The 15,261-nt window shown below is 59.1% G+C and carries 12 protein-coding genes; 1 reads left to right on the top strand and 11 read right to left on the bottom strand.

Annotated elements, in window-relative coordinates; translation table 11 throughout:
• From QZY03_RS19605 to QZY03_RS19565, 9 genes are all read right to left on the bottom strand, one after another.
• Positions 1 to 921, bottom strand: a 921-nt coding sequence (locus QZY03_RS19605) for a YfaP family protein (RefSeq protein WP_367268250.1), incomplete at its 3' end; no start/stop codon positions are given.
• Positions 922 to 1,070: 149 nt separating this feature from the next.
• The gene (locus QZY03_RS19600) at positions 1,071 to 2,642 is read right to left on the bottom strand and encodes a lipopolysaccharide kinase InaA family protein (RefSeq protein ID WP_295583847.1); all 1,572 of its coding nucleotides are present in this window, start codon (positions 2,640 to 2,642) and stop codon (positions 1,071 to 1,073) included.
• An 8-nt stretch (positions 2,643 to 2,650) separates the two neighbouring features.
• Complete coding sequence (locus QZY03_RS19595) at positions 2,651 to 4,273, bottom strand: PP2C family serine/threonine-protein phosphatase (protein ID WP_295583846.1); 1,623 nt, start codon at positions 4,271 to 4,273, stop codon at positions 2,651 to 2,653.
• A gap of 3 nt (positions 4,274 to 4,276) precedes the next feature.
• Positions 4,277 to 5,332 carry a TerY-C metal binding domain-containing protein gene (locus tag QZY03_RS19590; RefSeq protein ID WP_295583845.1) on the bottom strand — a complete coding sequence of 352 codons (1,056 nt, stop codon included), beginning with the start codon at positions 5,330 to 5,332 and terminating at the stop codon, positions 4,277 to 4,279.
• A gap of 115 nt (positions 5,333 to 5,447) precedes the next feature.
• Entirely contained in the window at positions 5,448 to 6,083 is a 636-nt protein-coding gene (locus QZY03_RS19585) for a VWA domain-containing protein (RefSeq protein ID WP_295583844.1), read from the bottom strand.
• Between the two features lie 71 nt (positions 6,084 to 6,154).
• Entirely contained in the window at positions 6,155 to 6,808 is a 654-nt protein-coding gene (locus QZY03_RS19580; protein WP_295583843.1) for a TerD family protein, read from the bottom strand.
• A 37-nt stretch (positions 6,809 to 6,845) separates the two neighbouring features.
• On the bottom strand, positions 6,846 to 7,487 hold the full coding sequence (locus QZY03_RS19575) for a VWA domain-containing protein (protein ID WP_295583842.1): 642 nt from the start codon (positions 7,485 to 7,487) through the stop codon (positions 6,846 to 6,848).
• Between the two features lie 39 nt (positions 7,488 to 7,526).
• On the bottom strand, positions 7,527 to 8,105 hold the full coding sequence (locus tag QZY03_RS19570) for a TerD family protein (protein WP_295583841.1): 579 nt from the start codon (positions 8,103 to 8,105) through the stop codon (positions 7,527 to 7,529).
• Between the two features lie 54 nt (positions 8,106 to 8,159).
• Positions 8,160 to 9,200, bottom strand: coding sequence for a DUF475 domain-containing protein (locus tag QZY03_RS19565; protein WP_295583840.1), 1,041 nt, complete (start codon positions 9,198 to 9,200; stop codon positions 8,160 to 8,162).
• Positions 9,201 to 9,438: 238 nt separating this feature from the next.
• Between QZY03_RS19565 and QZY03_RS32195 the strand changes: the two genes are divergently transcribed.
• Complete coding sequence (locus QZY03_RS32195) at positions 9,439 to 9,813, top strand: helix-turn-helix transcriptional regulator (protein ID WP_363182347.1); 375 nt, start codon at positions 9,439 to 9,441, stop codon at positions 9,811 to 9,813.
• A gap of 119 nt (positions 9,814 to 9,932) precedes the next feature.
• Here the strand turns inward: QZY03_RS32195 and dacB are convergent, their stop codons facing one another.
• Both dacB and QZY03_RS32190 read right to left on the bottom strand, forming a co-directional pair.
• Positions 9,933 to 11,468 carry a D-alanyl-D-alanine carboxypeptidase/D-alanyl-D-alanine-endopeptidase gene (gene dacB / locus QZY03_RS19560; protein ID WP_295583839.1) on the bottom strand — a complete coding sequence of 512 codons (1,536 nt, stop codon included), beginning with the start codon at positions 11,466 to 11,468 and terminating at the stop codon, positions 9,933 to 9,935.
• Between the two features lie 9 nt (positions 11,469 to 11,477).
• Positions 11,478 to 15,146: an Rne/Rng family ribonuclease gene (locus QZY03_RS32190; RefSeq protein ID WP_363169896.1), complete on the bottom strand. Its 3,669-nt coding sequence runs from the start codon at positions 15,144 to 15,146 to the stop codon at positions 11,478 to 11,480.
• Positions 15,147 to 15,261 lie beyond the last annotated feature (115 nt).

Genomic DNA, 15,261 nt, shown 5'->3' with positions numbered 1-15,261 from the left:
GTAAATTATCGTTATGAAAGAAAATGATATGCCGCCCACCAAACCTCCCAGGGAGCCGCCAACTAATCCAACCTTAGGTTTCAAGTTCGGAACGACTCTTGTCAATACGAGTCCTATTAGTAAGCCAAAGACTACCCAGGCAAGAAATCTTGGAAGTAACAGTACGAAAGCGTAGTTGGCTAACCAGCCTGACACCAATCCCGCGATCGCCCCGCCACCCGCGGTCAGTGCCAACTCCTTTAGTGGAAACAATGGCTGGCGCAGAAACTTGCGTTGACCGATTACGAGCAACAAGGCCATGCCCATGGCAACACAAAGGCCCCAAAAGGAAACAATCCAGCTGCCATCGACTACATGGTTATCCGCAGCCACCCCAGAGTATCGAAAAGTCGTCACTAACGGCTTATCATTCGGTGCCGTGACAGTGCCATGGAATTCATCGATCCGGTCGCTATTCTTTACTACAACCAGAAAAGGTGTCGCGAGTTCGGCGCCATTCTTTTTGGCGAAAAACCGGACATGCACCTGATAGTCCCCGTCGGGAGGACTATTCGTCCATACGACATTCTCTACAGGGGTTTCGGTTTCTCCGCCAACATTCCGATCAACATCAAGTTCACCCCCGGAGCCAGCCTTCTTGTGGGAAAAATATATTATCTCTCCCGTCGGATCGGTTACATAGAGATCCAAGTCATTGCGGTTGTTCCACATCAGCGAAATCTGAACTAGTCCACTCTTGCCTCCGGCTTGCTGAACCCTCTGCTGAGTCTCGATAATGTTGTCGGAAAGTACAATCCCCTGGTGCTCGACTAATAGAAAAGGAAGTTGTCCTAGAGCGCTTCCGATAGCCGCTCCGATCATTCCAAATATACCGAAATAGAGAGACTTTCGAGACACTCTTCCGAAAAACTTGTTTAACATGGAAGCCATCATTTAGTTCCTTTTAGGATATGTGCCGGTTGGCGGTATCTGTGCTACTGGATCTGTTCTAGACGTCAACAGAAGCACCGATAAACTCACTAACCAAACGCGTTAGGTGACAATGCGGAAGTCGATCTACTGTACGCTTGTCAGGTGCGATGAAGCATTTTCTGAAGACCGCTTTGTATGTTTCCAATCAGCGATGGTTGTCCACTTGCGCCCGCCACCATTTGGACAACAACCACGCGTCCCCCTTCTTCTTTTGATAGGAGAAGCTTTTGATTATCTTTTAATTCTACCTTACCGCCCGGCGGGCATTTAATGGGAGAGCCAGCGGTCATATCCGCAAGGTCCGGCATGCGCTCGTTCACCAACCACCAGGAATCTTTATGGAATACAAAATATCCTCCTCTTTTCTGATCTTTAGGGGCTAACCGTTCGTTAGGAAAAATGTTGCGGTTGATGTGCCAGGGGAACAGCGATTGATTGGTATAGACCATTAAGCGATGGTTGTCTGGAATATAGCTGCCTTGCTTTCGTGCCGAATAAAGATTCAAGACTGGTAGTCTTCCTTGGTATGATGTGCCGCAGAAGGGACACTTGGGAGCGATCGAGTTATCGAAAACGTACCATTTCTGCTCGCAATCGGCGTTTTGGCACGGCTGTAATAAGTCGACGGTCTTGACAAGCGCCTGTTCCCATTCGTCAGCACTGGGGCGTTTCGCCGGATCGTGCAGGCCCTCTATAAATGCACGGTTAAATAGCGGGACTAGGTAAGGACCAGTGATAGTGTAGGGCACCTTCTTGGTATCTTTCCAAGGAAGCTCGCTAGCCTCAAGGTGCTTGACTCGGATTCGATTCGAGTCGTCAGTCGGGTGCTCGACAAATAATGCGCGCTCTCCCATAGAGAGTGTCTCATCTCTTTGGGTATCGCTGACATCATGAACCTTGTCACCTCGCAACGGATGTCTGTAGAGAAGGTACATATAGATTAACACAGACAGCGCGTGACGATCCGTCGCAATACTCGGCAGATGACGCTTCGGGTCCTCTTTGTTCAGATGATTGGTCATCACCACTTCTGGAGCAATGAAGTCCGGCGTGCCCACGACGTCTGGAGGATATCTCTGAGGAACGACCAACGTGTCGATATCAATGATGCAAGCGTTGCTTCCGACTGGATCGACCAGCACGTTCTTGTAAGATAGATCGGAGTGCGCAAGCCCGGCAGCGTGTAGCCGTTTGACCGCCCTTGCAATCTTGATGCCGATGGTAAGATAGCTTTGCCAAGAACCGAGTTCCCGCGGATCCAGATAGCGGCTTCTGTTCTTGGCACTGGCAAACCATTTTCCTTCCTTTTCGTTGCCCTTGATACCGAAGTTATCGCCGTTTTTCGAGCCGTGTTGAAAGAAATAATGGCCCTGATATGCCGGCATAACGATGCCCAAAAGTCCGTTCCATTCAACTATGCTATCAGGCCAGCAAAACAGGTTCTTCCAATAATCGCCGCCTTGCTGATTGAAAAGCTTCTCACGGTAGGTGCCAACGATGTTGCTTAATCGGTCGCGCGATTGCGCATTCTGTTTGGTACGGAAAAAAGCGACTACATAGGACTTGTCTGGACTGCAATAAACATCCTTCATGGCCCCTTGACCAATGATGGTGTCAACAAACTCGACCGTGCGACCGTCCAGCGCTTTAAGTTTAACAATATTTGCCATTTTAACCGCTACCATAACAACGCGATGGTGCGATCATCATGATTGCCGGGGCTCCAGAAATCGAGCCATGATAGCAAGCACTGCTCCGGCTGATCATCCTTTAAGACCGGCGTTAGCTCGTCCCAAAGTTGGTCCCAAAAATGAATCGACGCCAGATTATGATCGGTCTCGAACTTGGGATCAGTCACGCCATCAGTCATGAGTGCCAGCGTATCAAAACGGGGTAAAAGCTCAACCCTAATCCGTTTGGAAATTTCCCTGCTATCCGATACCAGCGCTGTATCAAGAAAGCGGGTTTGACCGGCGTAATCACCTGAATCCCCCTCCCCGAGAATCTTTAGAAGTCTCGTTTCCCGCGAATAAACGGCTACGGCCCCATCCCCGACCCAGAACGTCGCGATCAACTCGCCGAATGAAGTGGATTTATGTAACGCGAGAATCAAAGTTGTCGAGTAGTCCTTAATCGCGTTGCCTTTAGCGGCAGCTTCCAATTCGATCGCCTTCATCGCAGAAAATGCGGCCGCTCCGAGAATATGGTACGCCGGGATGTTGCCGGCGACTGGATTCTGACTCATCGTCGCTGGTGCGTCGCTGAGCTCATCTCCCTGATCGCCGATTACCTTCTCCTTCATCGTCGCTACCGCGGTACTGACCGCCAATCGCGAACCGATACGTGAGTATTTTGCGCTGCCCGCTCCGTCAGCGACCGCAAGAATATTCCAGCCCTCGAAAGACGCGACGGCGAAGTCGTCGTCTCGAAAGGAGCCGACATGGGCGTGGGAACGCCCTCGTTTGCTCGCGGCAACCATCTGCAAGGTACCGGTCGCTTTCAAAAGAATACTGGCCTCATCCGGCTTCCAGTCGGGGTCATCTTGGGCTGACGCTCTGTTCAGCCAAAGCGACTGGGGATCGGGATTGGCCACCAAGATGCAGCAACCTTCCAACGATGGACGCTCGCTGGCGTGCCACGACGCGCTATGGCGATACTGAATCTTCAAGAGATGCTCTCCGGGCGTCGTCGGCGTTCCGGAAAGTTCCTTCGTTTCGGGATCGAACGAAACACCAATACCATCTGGAACGACAACAGCGATAATGTCTACCTCCGGGGTCGCCCGGATGAATGTGTGATACTCCTTCCCGACGCTTGCGTTGCGTTCGGTGGAGAAGACGACCTTGCGAGGCGTTGTTGGTTGATCTGCGGTACTCACTGGAGCGACTCTGGGGCGTGACTTGATGATCAGTTCAGCGCCGATGCCGAACGTTTCCGCAATTTCGTGGGTTGTCATTACTGCATCTTTGAGAACGGTCCCGATGTCGAGAGGTCCGGAGCTTTGGGTAAGCGGCGCCGGCTGATCGCCGGACGGCGGAACGATAATCAGGGTTTCTTGCATTGAGGAATCAACTTCTCCTTCATCTGCTGAAGGGAACTGTTTTCGCCAGGCGCGGCTGATGTTGGACAAGAAACTATCGGCTAGATCGATAAGTTCTGGTTGAGCTAGGAAGCAATCAAACTGCGCCTTGGTCACTTCCTGTGACCGTTCGGCAAAGACCCCATGCGAAGGGTGATAGCGAAAGAGATTTTCCAATAGCTCTTTCGCTAGTCTTGCGCGGTGATCTGATTCATGTTTCATCTATTACCCCTTTCCTCTACAGACGTCAAAGCCGTCGCCATCGTTTGTCGACGCTATGAACTCAATCGAGTCGCCGCACCAAGGGCAGACCGTATGCCCCGGCCCGCTGATACAAAGCAGGTTTCCGCAAGCGCAGCGTGCGAAAGCGGATGGATTACCGCAATATGGGCAACTTGGTATTCCTCGGAGTGCCAATGTATTCACGGTTTCCACCGTTCCGGTTGGGTCCGACCAAGCAAAGAATGATTCGTCGACTGGATAGCAGCCGCTCAATAAATATTGGGTTAGTTCGAAAGAAAATTCGTTTGTCGAAAGCGCGCTCGATTCCCGATCATATTTCATCAGATATGGGGCGCGGTTTCTTTGGCATCTCCCGATGAGTACGACACAGTCGTTATCGTAATGTCTTAACCGCGAGTCGCTATCAAGCGTTTTAAGGATGGTGTCGTCGATCTTTGCGAGGCGGACTCCATCGCTTTCTGCGGCCCCGACACTTCGACTCTGCACGGTGACTGATGCGGTTATCCAATGGATGAAACGACAATAGTCGTCGTCACTCGTGCCCTCGAAGACAAGCACATGGTCGGTGATCCGCGCTAACACATGAAGATCGGCGAAGCGACCGAGGCCAATAGCGATCAGGTCAGCCCGTCTCTTATAACGAATATTCCATTCGTCGATCGCCGGCTGCGCGTCATCGGTTGGCTTGCCATCGGTCAACAGGTAGATGATGGGGCGCCAATCGCCTTTCTGGTCCGCGGTGTTCTTGAGGACGACCTGGTCCAGTTCGGACATCAAGTGGCGCAGGACAGCCCCAAGACTGGTGCCGCTACCGATGGGTAATTTGGGGGCATAGAAGGCACCCAGGTCCGTAAGGGGTGCGAGAGTGCGGGCGACTCCCGCGAACGCGATCACCGAGATGAAAACCGTTTCCAACGCATGTGGATCGCGGCGCAGCGACGTAACAATCCGCCCAAGGGCTTCTTCCATCTTGAGTAGGTTGGCACCTGCCATCGATTCGGAAACATCAAGGAGGAAGAAAATGGGAAGGCGACGCATGTGTTCTCCGGATGTGGGAGACCGTTGAGCCGGTAGATGTTGTTAAATAATACGTCGAGATTGCCGGGTACGTTTCTTCTGTTCAAGGAAGCGCGATTCATCACGAAACGTGACGTTAGATAACCACTTGAATTTCGTCTGGCGGTGGCGGGAGGCCTACTGGCGTCGTAACGCCCGCGCTACTGCTCCCAAAGGCGACGCTGGCGGAAACCCATCGAAAAAATGACGTGAAAGTTGAACTATCGCTGGTATCCAGAGTCACGACGGTGTCAGTCAACTCCGCCAGTGGAGGCAATTTTGCTTTGGGTCCAGCGGCACAAGCGACGACGTGCCCGAAGTTGCGAACCTTTACCTCTGGGATCATTTCACGGTAGCGTTGAAGGTCCGATGGACTGCCATCGGTCATCACGAACAGGAGTGGACGCCAGTCTCCTTTTTGCTCCGCGGTGCTACGGATCACATCGCGATCGACGCGCTGCACCAACAGATCAAGCGCGGCCCCGAGAAACGTGGGCCCGGAGTCTGGAACTTGGATATCAGGTAGGGTTACGTCCGCAATCGGAGTGAGGGGTAGAAGTTCTTTGGCTTCGATGTCGAAAGTGATGATAGAGAGGTAGACCGTTTCGAGGGCATAGGGGTCTTGCCGTAATGCAGTAATCATCGCACTCAAGCCAACGTTCACAGAGTGAATTGGTTCGCCCCGCATTGAGCCTGAAGTGTCGAGTAACAGGTATACCGGTAGCCGTCTCATCGAGCGATCTCTGGGTTGATTTTCTAATTTGCGATCGGTTTTGAGGTGTTCGGTCGGTCGGCCGAGTTCGACTATAGATAATACTGTGTTAGAATGTATCCGAAAGAGTCTTTCTCAAAGGGCGTGCCGATCGCTCTTAGTTTCCACCCCGCGGTTTCTCGTTCCAGTTCGGCGAAGATCATTGAGCGGCAGTTGGCGTAGGAAGCATCGCCGGAGAGGTCGAAGCGGGCCATCTCGCGGTTCTTCGCGTCTACGGCGCGAATATATGCATTCTTCACCTGTCCGAAGCTTTGGTGCTTCTGGATACCGTCATAGATTTGTACGACAAAGACAATTCGATGGTAACGCTCCGGAAGGGAGTTGAGGTTGGCGATGATCTGTTCATCGTCTCCCTCACCGGCGCCGGAGCAGTTATCACCAGTCAGCCAAACTTGGCCGGTAGGGTGCTGCATGGAGTTGAAGAAAATGATGTCGCCCCCGATTGGGCCGCGGTTTTCTTCTTGCGTTCCGATATCGTTGACTTTTCCGTTCGCTCCGCAAAGGAACGCGACTACATCAAGGTCGTATTCCTCGTTCTCCGGTTGCTTCTTGCCAAAAATACCGCCGAGAATTCCTCCGGATTTTCGTTCGGCGATGTCCCAGCCAAGGCCGATGGTAACCTGCGAGAGATCGTTTTCGGCTTTTTTTAGGCTGACGCCTTGTCCTTTTTTTAGGGTGACGGCCATGCGTATATCTCCAGACGATCGAGTCGAAGCGATTAACTTACACCACAAAGCTGACTTCGGGGGGCGGGGGAGGAAGTTCGCCCAGGCCGGCAACTTCTTTTTGACCAGATTCGACTTTCTGACTTCCGACCGATATGGACGAGGAGACCCACTTAAAAAATGCGCTAATGGTGGTGGAATCTGCCGTATCGAGATGAACGACCGCCTCGGTGATCTGTTTGAGGATGGTGGTATCGGCACCCGGCCCAGCAGCACAGGCGACAAGAATTCCAGTTTTCACCTTCCTTAGATCGTTGAGTCCGGTTTGCCAATTGTCCGTCGGACCTCCGTCGGTCATAAGGAACACCAAAGGCTTCCAATCCCCTTTTTCGGTGGCGGTGGTCTTGGTTACCTCGGCTTCAATACGTTTGGCCAGCAGCGATAGCCCCGCCCCCATTGACGTATTGCCGTTGGCAATGATGGAGGGATTTTGGAAGGCGGCCAGTTCGGTAAGAGAGACGATTTGCTTGGCGGTGCTGTCGAAGGTGATCACGGAGAGCCAGGCTGTTTCCAGCGCGTAAGGGTCGCGGCGGAGGGAGGAGACCAAGGTCTCGACGCCGACCTTGACCGCCTCGATGGGTTCGCCAGACATAGAGCCGGAGGTGTCGAGTACCAGATAGACCGGAAGTCTGCGTGACATGGGATGCCTCGTGTCGGGTTGGTTGTTTTCAGTTGATTGTCAGGCGATGTTGACGCCAAACTGTCGGCACAGGGCCTCCGTTCCTCCGCAGTAGCCCTGACCAACAGCCTTGAATTTCCACTCGCCACCGTGGCGGTAGATCTCGCCGAAGATCATCGCGGTTTCGGTGCTGTAGTCTTCGGAGAGGTCGAAGCGGGCGATTTCCTCGTGATTTTCGTGATTGACGATGCGGATGAAAGCGTCGGAGACTTGGCCGAAGTTCTGGCGACGGACTTCTGCGTCATAAATGGTTACCGTGACGATCAGGCGCTTGATGACGTCGGGAACCTTGGCAAGGATGATCTCAATGGCCTCGTCGTCACCGTCGCCTTCGCCGGTTCGGTTGTCACCGGTGTGCTTGACTGATCCACAGACGGAAAGTAATTGGCCGTAGAAGATGAAGTCCTCATCTCGGCGCACTTTGCCGCTGTCGGTTACCATAAAGACGCTTGCGTCGAGATCGAAATCGTCGCCATCGGTGCCGCGGGCGGACCAGCCGAGTCCGACCAGGATGGTTTTTAGGTTGGGGCTGGTCGTGGAAAGGGAGAGATTGCCTCCCTTCTTGAGCGTTACCGCCATGCGTTCCTCCAGTTCGATCGGATGTCGGTTTAATGATAGGGGTTAGGAAAGAAATTAGTTTTCCGCAATCAGCGTCTTCGCTCGGTGACGTACCGATGAGACCAGAGCGAGCAGGATAAATCCAATACCAATCAGTCCGGTGACCACTTCGGAGACGTGGTAAACGATCCCGGCTAACATGATGCCGGCGAGTACGCCAATGGCGTAATGGGCGCCATGTTCAAGGTAGACGTACTCATCGAGCGTGCCTTTACGGACCAGGTGGACTGTGAGGGAGCGAACGAACATGGCACCGATCGCCAACCCGAGCATGATGATGATGACGTCACGGGTGATGGCGAATGCGCCGATCACGCCGTCGAACGAGAACGATGCGTCCAAAATTTCAAGGTAAAGAAAGCCGGCTACGCCGTTGCGTTTGGCGGCGGTCACGGCAGCGTTTCCGTCCTCGTCGTTTTCGAACAGACTGCCGACGCTGCTGACGGCGATATAAAGGATGACGCCGCCGACACCGGCAACCAGCATCGTGAGGCGCTCCAAGGGTTCAAGGGGGAGGACGTATTGCAGGACAAAGAGGATCAGGAGCGCGGCCATGACTTCAATAGAGCCGAGCTTTCCGAGTCTGGACAGGCGCTCTTCGATTGTTCCCAGCCAGTGGAGTTCTTTACTCTCGTCGAAGAGAAAAGAGAGGAAAACGAGCATCAAAAACACGCCTCCGAAGGCGGCGATGCCGACGTGGCTTTCCTGTAGGTGGCGGGCATATTCTTCGGGGCGGTCAAGAGCCATCGTGGCGACCTCACCCATGCCGAGGCCGGTGGCGACGGTGACGATCAAAATGGGGAAGAGGAGTCTCATCCCGAAGACGGCAATGAGAATGCCGATAGTGAGGAAGATTCGCTGCCATTTTTCTTCCATGTCCTTGAGGACGCTAGCATTCACTACGGCATTATCGAAGGAGAGGCTCACTTCCATGACACCCAGGATGAAGGCGAGGAAGATCGCCGGAACCGCTCCCTGGCCCGATTGAGCACCCCAGTAGCCCGCAACCGCCAGGCACGCCAGAGTAACAACGATCGAGAGACGGAAATCTTTCATGGGATCATCCTTACTTGTTCCTTTGACCCAGACTGATTGTTTCTCTTCGATCCCTATCGCGGCGGCGGGGCAACGGCTTGCCGTTTATCTAGGGCTTAGTCCTTCGGTAAGGATGGCCGCGCGCAGCCAACCCGGAAGCTACGACCCAAGGCTAAGCGGAGGATAGATACGGTATCTCCAAGAAGTGATGCTAATACTATCGTTTTCGCTGAGGGATAGCAATACTATCCTGTGAGGCATGTCAATTGCTGCACGTATCCGGGAAGCTCGCGAGCACCGGGCTTTGTCCCAGGCGGAGTTGGCCGCCGAGGTCGGCGTAACCCGCGGTGCGTGCGGTCATTGGGAGCAAGGGAAAACAACGCCCAGCGTGGAGAACTTGGCGCGCGCGGCAGGTGTGCTGGCGGTCCGCTTTGAGTGGCTGGCAACCGGGCGAGGGGTTAGAGACTACGATCCCGCGGGGGTGGACGAGCGGCCCGAGCGATACATCCCGGCTCCTGTGATACTGAACAGGGAGGAACGGGAACTGCTCGCTGTCTTATCCCGACTTCCGCCGGGGTGCCGCTCGCGGTTGGTGGAGTTCTTGCGGTCGATTCCGGCGTCTGTTTTGTCTTAAGTTAGGCCGATCGAGGCTCTTTCGGATGTAAGCCCTAAGCGGCCCTGCCGTTCTTCGACGGGCGCTTGCAAAGTCTTGCGAATCGAGGTGTGGTCCACTCCGCCACATCGTCGCCGCGATCAATCACCGCGCTCCGACAGCTTCGCCGCCTTGCCGGCTGGACCCGAGCCCCCGGCGCCGCGCCGTTCGCCGCCGGTTTCGTCATAGACCCAGCGCAGGATGGCGTCTTCCACCGCCTTGCCGCGCCAGGTGGCCAGGCGCGGGTTGTTGATCAACGAGACCAACACCCAGCGCCGGCCGCGGGCGTCGTCGAGGAATCCGGCCAGCGCCGTGACGCCCCGGGTGGTGCCGGTCTTGAGGTGGCCCTGGGCGCGTAGGGGCTCGCGCTTGAAGCGGCGGTGCAGGGTGCCGTCCACGCCCAGGATGGGCAGGGAGGCCATCAGTTCCGCCATGCCGGGATGGGTGTAGGCCCAGGCGAGGAGCCGCCCCATGCTCTGTGCCGCGATGCGGTCCGACCGTGACAGGCCGCTGCCGTTGTCGAGCACCAGTTCGGGGAAGTCCAGACCCTGTTGGTCCAGCCATTCTTTGATCGCGTCTCGACCTTTCTCCAAGGTGGCCGGGCGGCCGTAGCGTTCCATGCCGATAGTCAGGAACAGGGTGCGGGCGATCAGGTTGTTGCTCCATTTGTTGACATCACGCAGGACGACGGGGAGTTCCGGTGACTCGATCGCATGCAGCAGGGTGGCACCCTTGGGGCGGACGCCCTCACGCAGTGTGCCCTCCAGGCGCCCGCCCAGGTCCTGCCACAGGGCCAGAACGGCACGGCCCGCCTGCTGTACCGGGTCCAGCAGGAGCCCCGCGACACTGTCACGTTGGCACTCGGAGGCGAAGGTTCCGGTCAGTGTCATGATGGTTGGGGCGTGCTCGCCGGTCAGCGCGGCATGCACCCGATGGTGCTTGGTCTGACAGGGCGCTTTGACCACTTTCAACTGATTCTGGATATCCAGGTTAGCGACCGGGGGCTCCAGCCAGGCGCTCAGCGCCGCGGACTTGGGGTCGAGCCGCAATTCGACCTGGGTCAGTTGCTCATCAATGCTGAAGGCCACCGGCAGGGCGTTATAGCCGGACTGTCCCTTGCCGTCGAACGCCGCGCGGGTAGTCTCGGGTGGGTCGAAGGCGCTGTTGTCGATGATGAGGTCGCCGCCGATCGTTTGCAGACCCTGGGCGCGCAAGGCCCGGAGGAACCGCCACAGGTCGGCCAGGCGCAGGCTGGGGTCGCCGCCGCCCTGAATGATCAGGTTCCCGGCCAGCCGGCCGTTCACCAGTGGACCATCCAGCCAGGCGCGGGTTTGCCAGCGGAAGTTGGGTCCCAGTCGGCCCAGGGCAGCGATGCTGGTCAGGAGCTTGATGGTGGAAGCGGGCTGGCGCGGAGTGTCCGCGTTGACCGCAATCCGCGGTTGCGTCTGGGTGACCTCGCGCAGGTACAGGCTCAGATCGACCTGGTTGATCTGCTGGAGCCGCAGCGCCTTGTCAATGGCGACCGGCAAGGGCTCGGCGTGCGCCAGGCCCAGAGCCGCGACGAGTACGCCGAACAGCCGGCGCCCCCAGTTAAGGGCGCCGGGATGGCGGGTGGTCGGGCGACGCTGGGCGGCCACGTCAGTCCCTCAAGCGGGTGAGTCGTCCTTGGTCTCAGCGGTCCGTCGCTCCGCCGACGGCTCGGTGTCGGCGTGTTGCTCGCCGCCGAGGTTCATCGGGGACGCGACCGGGGCGAAGGGCGGCGGGTCCTCCCGTGTCGGAACGGGAATCGTCACCGGAGCGGCGACCGGTGCCGCCGGCGCGACCCGGTCACTGCCGCTGCGCTGCCGCGCGGCTGGACGCATTGGCGTTGGTTCATCCGCCTCCGGTTGCGCGGTCCAGCCAGCCTCGCCGCTATCGACCGTGTTGGATTCCGCGCCAGTGTCCGCGCGGGTGTCGGGTGCGGACTCGTCCGTTGACGGGGCACGTTCACCATTGGCGCTCGGACGCCGCCGATTGCGACTGCCGCCGCGCCGCCGCCGGGACGTCCGGGGCGGTTCCGTCGGGGACGCCTCGGTCTGGACCACGTCGGCGCCGCCGACATCGTCCGTATCCTCGTCGTCGTCCTCGTCATAGCCGACCCAGGCCTCCGGCTCGACGTCGCCCGGCGTCGCGCCCCCGGACGTTCTCGCGGTCGGCTGGCCTGCCGCCTCTGGCGATGTATCGACCGGTCGCTGACGATCCCAGTCGCGTGTTTGGCGCTCTTGGGGTACGCGTGGCTCGCCGGTGATCGCCGTGGCCGGACTCGGGCTTGAGATAACCGGGACGTCTTGTGCGGCGACTGGGCTTGCGGACTCAAGGTCGCGTGAGGGCTCGGCGCCCGCCGCGACGCCAGCCGTCGGTGCGACGACCGGATCCGCGGTCGGTGCGCGATCCGTAGGCCACCAGGTCGATGATCCGGAAGCCCGGTTGGTGGACGGCTCGGCTGCTGCACGCGGGGTCTCGACCGGTGTCGTGTCGCTCGCCGGGGTCGTCGGGGAGTGATCCCAGTCGCTGCGCTCGGGCACGATTTCGGCCGCGGCCGCGGGCCAGCGCGGGTGGCTGGTCTCCAACTCCGGCGGCCGCTCGATGACATCGCGTGGCGGGCTGGTCTCGGTGCTGACCGCGGGATTGGGCTGCCATGCCGGTGTCTGGTGCGCTTCGTGCGTCGCGGTTGGCGGTTGGGTCGGTTCGACCGCCGTCGACGCGGGAATCACCAGCGCGGGAGTTTCCGCAAGCGGCTGCGCGTCGCGTGGTTCCGTCGATCTGGTCGGCTCGGCGAGCGGCTCCATGCGGGGCTCGGTGCGCGGCATGGCACCCGGTTCCTGGCGATCGGTCGGGGCCTGCCGATTCTCGACCGGCTCGGTCGGCGGGAGCGCCTGGGGCTGGAGCCCACGGCTTTCCTGACTCGGTTCCTGAAGATCCCGGCGCTGATCGCGTTGGCCGCCGGGCGTGCCGCCGGCCTGGGCGCCATCGGCGGCGGCCCGCGGCTCGTCGCGTCGACCGCGACCGCGACCCCCGCGGCGGCTGCGCGGGTCGCCCTCACGGCGTTCCCGCGGCTGCTCGTCTGATGACTCCGGACGGCCGTTGTCCGCGCGTCCGGTATCCGCGCGCAAGGTATCGGAACGTCCGTTCTCTGAACGATTAGCGTCCGGACGGGGCTGGGTCCGTTGGTTGTCCCGGTTGCCATTCGGGGCCGCACCCCGCTCGCTGGGCCGCTCCGGCGGTCGCTCAGCAGGTCGATCGACCGCGCGCTCGGGGTTGCGACCGCTGCTGCGTTGACGTTCCGCCTCGCCGCGACCGGGGCTCACGGCTCCCGGTGGACGCCGGTTGTCGCGTGGGTCGCGTCGCGTGTCTTCCCCGCGAGGGCGTTGCCCCACGTCCGGCCGCCGCTGCTGGCCTGCCTGATTGGGCCGCTCGGCGCGCGAGCCCTGCTGATCCGCCTGCCCGTCCCGTTCATAGGGAGGCTCGGCCGGTTCCACGCCGCGCGGCGCGAACAGCCCGGTCCAGATGCGTTTGAGCAGGTTCTCGTGGGGCGGGCGCTCCGACTCCGTGCCGGTGCGGAAGTCCGGGTGCCGTTCGGCGGGCTGCTCGGCGACGCGCTCGGTGCCGCGGGGGGAATAGGGCCGCTCGTCCGCGTCCGGCGGCGGCTCGCGCGTCGGCATGGGGCAGGTGGGAGTGACCTGCTTGACCGCCGGCTCCTCGCCGCGCACCGGCTCACTTTGACGCGCATAGGGGTTGGCGACCGCTTGGGTGGGCGCGACCAGCTCGAAGCTGGGGCGATCATCCGGCTGTTTGGCCATATCCTGGGTCCGGACCCGCTCGATCTGGTAGTCCGGGGTCTCGATCTGCTCGCTGGGCAGCAGGACGACCTGGACCTCCTGGCGCGCTTCCAGATCCAGAATGGCCCGCCGCTTCTCGTTGAGCAGGAAGGTGGCGACGCTGACCGGCAGGTGGGCGATGATGCGCTCCGTGCTGTCCTTCATCGCCTCCTCTTCGATGATACGCAGGATGGACAGGGCGAGCGACTCGACCCCGCGGATCTTGCCCTGACCATGGCAGCGCGGGCACTCGCTGGTGGTGGAGTCTCCCAGCGATGGGCGCAGGCGTTGGCGTGACATTTCCAGCAGCCCGAAACGCGAAATCCGCGCCACCTGGACGCGGGCGCGGTCGTGCTTGAGGGCATCGCGCAGCCGATCTTCCACCGCCCGCTGGTTCTTCGGCGGGGTCATGTCGATGAAGTCGATGACGAAGAGTCCGCCCAGGTCGCGCAGGCGCAATTGCCGTGCGATTTCGTCGGCGGCCTCGAGGTTCGTGTTGAGCGCCGTCTCCTCGATGTCCGCGCCCTTGGTGGCGCGTGAGGAGTTGATATCGACGGAGGTCAGGGCCTCGCCGTGGTCGAAGACGATAGATCCGCCGGACGGCAGACGCACCTCGCGCTGAAACGCCGTTTCGATCTGGCTCTCGATCTGATAGCGGGTGAAGAGCGGGACTTCGTCCTGGTAAATCCGCAGTTTCTTCAGGTTACCGGGCATGACCTGGCGCATGAAGGCCTCGGCCCGCTCGTAGACCGCCCGGTCGTCGATCACGATCTCGCCGATGTCCACCCGCAGGTAGTCGCGGATGGAGCGAATGATGACGTCGCTTTCCTGGTAGATCAGGAAGGGCGCCTTGCGCCCCGCGGCGGAGGTTTCGATCGCCCGCCAGAGCTGGAGCAGGTAATCCAGGTCCCACTGGAGTTCCTCGGTGTTCTTGCCCACCCCCGCGGTGCGCACGATCAGCCCCATGTCCTCGGGGATCTGGAGCTGACTCATGACGTCCCGCAGTTCACTGCGGTCCTGGCCCTCGATGCGGCGGGAGACCCCGCCGGCCCGCGGGTTATTGGGCATGAGCACCAGGTAGCGGCCGGCGAGCGAGACGAAGGTGGTGAGCGCGGCGCCCTTGTTGCCGCGCTCTTCCTTGTCGATCTGTACCACCACCTCGCGCCCTTCTTTGAGCACGTCCTTGATGTTGATGCGGCTGCCGGGTTTGGCGGTGTCCGCCTCGAAGTAGATCCGCGAGATTTCCTTCAGGGGCAGAAAGCCGTGACGTTCCGCGCCGTAGTCGACGAAGGCGGCCTCCAGGCTGGGTTCGACGCGGGTGATAGTACCCTTGTAAATATTCGCTTTTTTCTGCTCGCGGCCAGGCGATTCGATATCGAGGTTGTAGAGGACCTGGCCGTCGACCGTCGCTACGCGCAACTCTTCCGGCTGAGTCGCGTTGATCAGCATTCTTTTCATCTTGTTCCTTCTCGCACAGGGCGCATGGTCCGTCTTCAACACCGTCCGCGGCGCGGACTTGGCCCGCTGCTGGACGTACCGTGTGGGTGTCGCCGCATTCGGGGCAGCACCGCCA

It is taken from the genome of uncultured Lamprocystis sp. (assembly GCF_903933125.1).
In the GTDB taxonomy this organism is placed as follows: Bacteria; Pseudomonadota; Gammaproteobacteria; order Chromatiales; family Chromatiaceae; genus Thiodictyon.
This window is presented reverse-complemented; position numbering and strand designations above follow the sequence as displayed.